Genomic DNA, 5303 nt, shown 5'->3' with positions numbered 1-5303 from the left:
TATTTCCGGGATAGTGCTCATCGCCGTAACCGGGCTGATATGCGACCGGCTCCTGGTGCTTGCCATGCAGGCAGTATCCAGATCAGCCAGAAGACAGTAAGAGACAGAGGTCAGAGGTCAGAGGCCAGAGGTCAGGGATCAGTAAAAACAAACAGTTATGTAGGTTGTTGATTCCTGCCTGAATTATTCATTATCCGACTTTTTGCAGGTGCATCTGGTAATATGAAAAAAGAGACAGCCTGTTTGCAGGTCCAGGGCTTAGAAAAACACTTTGGTGTTGGGGATCAGAGGCAGCAGGTACTGCAGGATATCTCCTTAGAAGTGCATCAGGGGGAAATCCTGGCCCTGCTGGGGGCCAGCGGTTGCGGCAAGACAACGCTGTTAAATATCCTGGCCGGATTTGTGCCCCCTGATGCCGGCTCGGTGTATGTCCAGGGCAGACTCAGTACAGTGCCCGGTCCGCACAAGGCGGTGGTGTTCCAGGAGGATGCTCTGTTTCCCTGGCTCAGTGTAATGGAAAACGTGGAGTTCGGCCTGAAGTTTCAGGGCAGGACAAGAAAGGAGCAAAGGGATACGGCCCTTAAAATGCTTGGCCTGGTAGGACTGGAAGACAAACAGGCCATGCTGCCTGCGCAGTTGTCGGGTGGGATGCGTCAGCGCGTGGCTCTGGCCAGGGTGCTGGCCCTTTCGCCAATGCTTATGCTCATGGATGAGCCCTTTGCCGCCTTAGACGCCCTGACCCGGGAGGAAATGCACGGACTTCTTCTGTCCCTGCATGCTGAATTTTCTCAGACCATAATCTTTGTCACCCACGACGTAATTGAGGCTGTGACCCTGGCTGACCGGGTCCTGGTTATGGGGGGCAGAAAGGTCTTAAGCACAGTGGATATTAGCGCGCTTAGACCCAGAAAGCCCGACACTGATCAGTTCATGGAAGACCTGCGCATTCTGCGGGCCGCCTTGAAGCAGGCTTATACAGAATAAAAGGCCTTTTTATCCTTTTTTGCCCAGCCTTCTTTTGAGCAGGATGCGGTTTAAGTAGGTCATGGGGGTCCTGGACACCCTGGTCTTGCCGGCCAAGGCCTTTTCAGGTTCAAAGAGCACATCCGCCAGATGGATGGTGGGACCCTGCCTGCTGAGAAAGCCGACGCAACCGGCACAGTAGGTGACCATCATGTCCTCTCCGGCTCTTTTTTTGCGCTTGAGGCTCCAGGTCCTGGCAAACCCGGGATTGTGAAAGCCGACAGCCCCGCCTTCACCGCAGCACAATGTCTTTTTACCGGAGTTTTTCATTTTACTCATTTCAATCCCCCTGGCCTTAAGAAGCCGGCGCACTGCATCCTGGATGCCCTCCTGGCAGCGCAGGGGTCAGGGATCATGTACCGCCAGCCTTCCCGGCTTTTCAACCTCCTGAAAACTGCTCTCCTCAGCCATGACTTGGTAAACCGTCCTGATTCTGAAATCCTTTGCATAGGCATTTAGCACCTTGAAACAGTTGGGGCAGGCCACCAGGATTTCTTTGACCTCCAGGTCACGCAGCTTCCCCATGATTTCCTGTAAATTCTTGTGGAAAAAATCTTGACGCCCCAGATCATGGGAAGGTTTGTGGCAGCAGTCCAGGACCATATCCAGACTGGGCAAGGCTATTTTAAGTTCCTGGTAGATCCTCCAGGTGATTTCCGGCCTGGTTCCGGGCAGAGCGCATCCCGGGAAAAAAACAGTGTGTGCCTTTTGCGCGGGATATCTGGACAACAGGTTGGAATGACCCAGTTTTTCAAACTTAAGCAGGGGTGAATAGCGGGACAGGTCTACAGTTTCTTCCTGCACTGCCTGACGGCGCATATCCAGAAACATATCCGCAGGAGAGAGTTTTTCCGGGCAGATGGCCCCGCACAGATCGCACAGGCTGCATTCGAAAGGGTCAGTGCTGTTTTTCCCATCCAGGATGCCCTGGGCTATATCCCCGGGCATGCCGTATTTTTTCAGAAATTCGCACTGTGACACGCAGACCTCGCACCTGTTGCATCCCTGCTGGTTGGCCTCGGCCAGGTGGGTCAGAGACTCTGATGGCACCCCCTTTGGAGCAAAAGATACCGCAGGGTTGGTTACCGGGACAGACAGTTCGGACTGGGCTTCCTGGGACCCGTATTTTTTTCTCAAAATCCCCACAATTTTCTTGGCTGCCAGGGGCAGAATCCCGATAAGGGCCAGGGAGATGATCAGTCCTGGAGAGAATATGTCCTCGGTGGACTGGATGCGTCCCAGATGACTTCCGGCGTTTACAAAGACAAAAGTGCCAGGGAGCATGCCCAGCTGAGAAACCCAGAAAAAAGTCCGCAGGCGCATGGACGTTATGCCCATGGCCAGATTGATTATGAAAAAAGGAATCACCGGAATCATGCGCATGGTAAAAAGATACAGTGCCCCCTCTTTCTGCACCCCCCTGTCCACAGCCTCAATAAACCCGGAAAACCTGCTTTTGACCCAGTCCCGAAGCAGATATCGGGACAGGAAGCAGGCCATGGTCGCCCCGATGGTACTGGCAAAGGAGACGATTATGGTTCCGGTTATGGCTCCGAACATGGCCCCGGCCAGAAGTCCCAGGGGAAGGGCTCCGGGCAGGCTCAGGCTGACCACTACCATGTATACCAGGAGATAAATCCCCAGCACAGTCAGGAAGCGCTCTTCCAGCAGGGTTTCAAACTCGGCCCTGGAAGCCCTGATGTTGTCCAGGGTCAGGTGGGCATGAATGTCCAGCAGAAAATAGGCGGCCACAATGGAGGCGATGACAGCCAGGATCAGCAGCTTTGTAAGGTTTTTAGACATGAAAAGCCCCTCTTGTAAATTTGTCGGATATCTAGGCCCTGCATTGTTACTCAAGGCAATAGTTATAAAAGTAAGCAATTCAGCAACCAAAATATTTTACTCTAAAAAAATCAGCAGTCAAATTGTTAATTCAAATAGTCTAGCCCATTTTGTATCAAAAAAATCTATAATAGATTGCTTTGTCACCTGAAAAAGGCATGAGAGTGACAGTTAACGCAGTAAAATTAAAACATATAGAAATGAGCAATACAATCTGTCCTGACAAATAGATATTATCTATTAGACATTATCTGTTGCTGGAGATAAAAAGAAAAAGTTAAATTATTATGTTCAGGCTGTTGTTGCAGGTTTTTTACTGATTCACCCAGAATGAGCCTGCATGCATCATTTATACAGGCGAACTGGCAGCCGAAGAATTTTTAAATCTGAAATGGAGGTATTCAATGAGAAAAGGTTTAATTGCAACGTTCTGTCTGGTTATGTTTCTGGTATTTGTAGCTACAGCCTGTACTCAGGATGACAGCTACAACTATATTTCCCCGGCTGAGTTCAAGGAAAGGCTGGATGCAGGAGAGGTTGAGCAGGGCTCACTGGTGGTTTTCAGTACTCAGACTGAAGAAGAATGGGAGTCAGGGCACCTGCCTCAAGCCATCCCCACTTTCGCCAGACCTCTGGAGACAGATGAAGATTACGCCAAGATGGATCCGGTCCTGGACAAGGTCAGGGGCACTGACGCAGATATCGTGATCATCTGCCCCAGAGGAGGCGGAGGTGCCACCAGGCCTTTCGACTATTTTGAGGAGCAGGGTATCGACACCGCAAGGATGCTGATACTGGAAGGCGGCCAGGAAGCCTACAATGATGAGTTTCCTGGAGACGTAGTTTTCCAGTAAGAGCAGGCCAGACAAGACCCGGGTGTGCTGACATCCGGGTCTTGCATAAAAATACTTTATGGCATGTAGCCATACCGTATTGGGGCTGCAAGGTTTTTCTTGATAAGCATAATTTTTATTGCCAACTTTAGACAGGGAGGCTTGCATGGCAGCTATCATCTATGATCCGGTGCAGTTTTACAAGAAAATGAACAGGATGGACAGCGTCGGCAACAAATCCGCAATCGCCGTCCGCCAGGCCCGGGAGATCATCAGCAGCCTGGCGGATAAAAATCATCTTGACCATGAGTTACGCATCAAGCTCAGTCAGGACGGTGAGGCCAGGATAAAAAACTGTATCAAGTTTCAGCTGGTAGACGGTCATAGGATGGTTGCGGTCAAAGAAAAGGACTGGTTCATTATTTTGTTTCTGGGCACCCACGATGAAGCGGACAACTGGATCAAAAACAACATGAACATGAGACCAGATCCAGCACGGGGCAAAGTTGTGCCTCCTTCAGACCAATCTCAGAACAGCCAGGAAGAGCCTGAACAGGACGAACAGCCGGAAGGCCAGGAACCGCCTTCAATTCATGATCTGGATGTGCCCCTGCACGAAGTCCTGGACCAGAAGACATTGAGAGAAATTTTTCCTGGCATCTGTGCACCACCCAGGTAATGTAACCTTTCAAGGGGTGCCAGCAATCATCATCAAGAGAAGCCTTCAGGCTTACGCCCCAACCGTGAGCGGCAAAGCCGCCCGCCTGTCACGCCCCTGGCGTGATGAAACAAACGTAGTTTCAGCGTAGCTGGATTCACTGGGATGTGCAGCCCACGGCTGCCCGTGCCAAAAAAAATCTCTGGCACAGGAAGCCTGCAGGCGAACACCCGACTAAAATACGCTTTGCTGTCCTGCGGAATTTTAGCGGGCAGGCGGGTGCTTTGCACACACGGTTTTAAAGAATAAAGAGCCCCAGAAAGACTTTACCGGCCTGTCAGGCAGGAGACTTTGCATGGTTCCTGCCCCCTGAAGAGTTACAGGCCAGTCCCAGTGCCACATCCAAAGCGCTGAACAGATACTTTTGATCTTTGCAGGGGGCGTGGCTCACAAACCTTGCATAATCCGTCTTTTGCAGGAAAAAATTGTCTCAGATATGCTTAACCCTCCTGATCCGGACTTCGCTGGAGCCCTTGGAGCGGCCACCTGGGGATTTAATAAAAGCTAAGTCACCACGCTACGCCCCATTCCTCTTTTTTGCTTCCAGGTAAACATTCTCAGGTTCCTTCTGGATTTTAGCGGTTTTGATTATGGCCGTGACAAATAGGCAGTAATTCATGGTCTCGTCCAGAGTACTTAGCGGGGACAGTCCCCAGGCCTGGTGCCAGCAATCAATACCGAGGACCCCCCTGAATGGTTACCATTTTTCCATAAAGGCATATATTTTGGTTTGACCTTCGGAAAATTCACAACTAAATTGCCATAAATACGGAAAATCAGCAGCAAGGTTGTGATATGCAAATAGAGCGCTTTATCGATCTAAACAATTTGTTGGAAAAAAAGTCCTTCTTCCTGTTCGGTCCCAGGGCCACAGGGAAGTCAACCCT

At 50.7% G+C, this 5303-nt stretch carries 5 protein-coding genes; 3 read left to right on the top strand and 2 right to left on the bottom strand.

The genetic code is table 11. The features are described 5' to 3' along the window. Positions 1-222 precede the first annotated feature (222 nt). Positions 223-984: an ABC transporter ATP-binding protein gene (locus tag QZP87_RS00645; RefSeq protein ID WP_291320993.1), complete on the top strand. Its 762-nt coding sequence runs from the start codon at positions 223-225 to the stop codon at positions 982-984. A gap of 9 nt (positions 985-993) precedes the next feature. Here QZP87_RS00645 and QZP87_RS00640 read toward each other — a convergent pair whose 3' ends face one another. Both QZP87_RS00640 and QZP87_RS00635 read right to left on the bottom strand, forming a co-directional pair. Further along, positions 994-1335, bottom strand: a complete 342-nt coding sequence (locus QZP87_RS00640) for a heterodisulfide reductase-related iron-sulfur binding cluster (protein ID WP_291320992.1) — start codon at positions 1333-1335, stop codon at positions 994-996. A gap of 33 nt (positions 1336-1368) precedes the next feature. After that, entirely contained in the window at positions 1369-2826 is a 1458-nt protein-coding gene (locus QZP87_RS00635) for a VTT domain-containing protein (RefSeq protein WP_291320991.1), read from the bottom strand. A gap of 443 nt (positions 2827-3269) precedes the next feature. Between QZP87_RS00635 and QZP87_RS00630 the strand changes: the two genes are divergently transcribed. Then, positions 3270-3719 carry a rhodanese-like domain-containing protein gene (locus QZP87_RS00630; RefSeq protein ID WP_291320990.1) on the top strand — a complete coding sequence of 150 codons (450 nt, stop codon included), beginning with the start codon at positions 3270-3272 and terminating at the stop codon, positions 3717-3719. A 145-nt stretch (positions 3720-3864) separates the two neighbouring features. After that, positions 3865-4377, top strand: a complete 513-nt coding sequence (locus QZP87_RS00625; protein WP_291320989.1) for a hypothetical protein — start codon at positions 3865-3867, stop codon at positions 4375-4377. Positions 4378-5303: the final 926 nt, after the last annotated feature.

The sequence above is a fragment of the Desulfonatronospira sp. genome, from assembly GCA_003563255.1.
In the GTDB taxonomy this organism is placed as follows: Bacteria; Desulfobacterota; Desulfovibrionia; order Desulfovibrionales; family Desulfonatronovibrionaceae; genus Desulfonatronospira.
This window is presented reverse-complemented; position numbering and strand designations above follow the sequence as displayed.

Excerpts from the sequence above, each read along its gene's own strand:
- QZP87_RS00645 (WP_291320993.1), top strand. The coding sequence starts at position 223 with ATGAAAAAAGAGACAGCCTGTTTGCAGGTCCAGGGCTTAGAAAAACAC.
- QZP87_RS00635 (WP_291320991.1), bottom strand. The coding sequence starts at position 2,826 with ATGTCTAAAAACCTTACAAAGCTGCTGATCCTGGCTGTCATCGCCTCC.
- QZP87_RS00630 (WP_291320990.1), top strand. The coding sequence starts at position 3,270 with ATGAGAAAAGGTTTAATTGCAACGTTCTGTCTGGTTATGTTTCTGGTA.
- QZP87_RS00625 (WP_291320989.1), top strand. The coding sequence starts at position 3,865 with ATGGCAGCTATCATCTATGATCCGGTGCAGTTTTACAAGAAAATGAAC.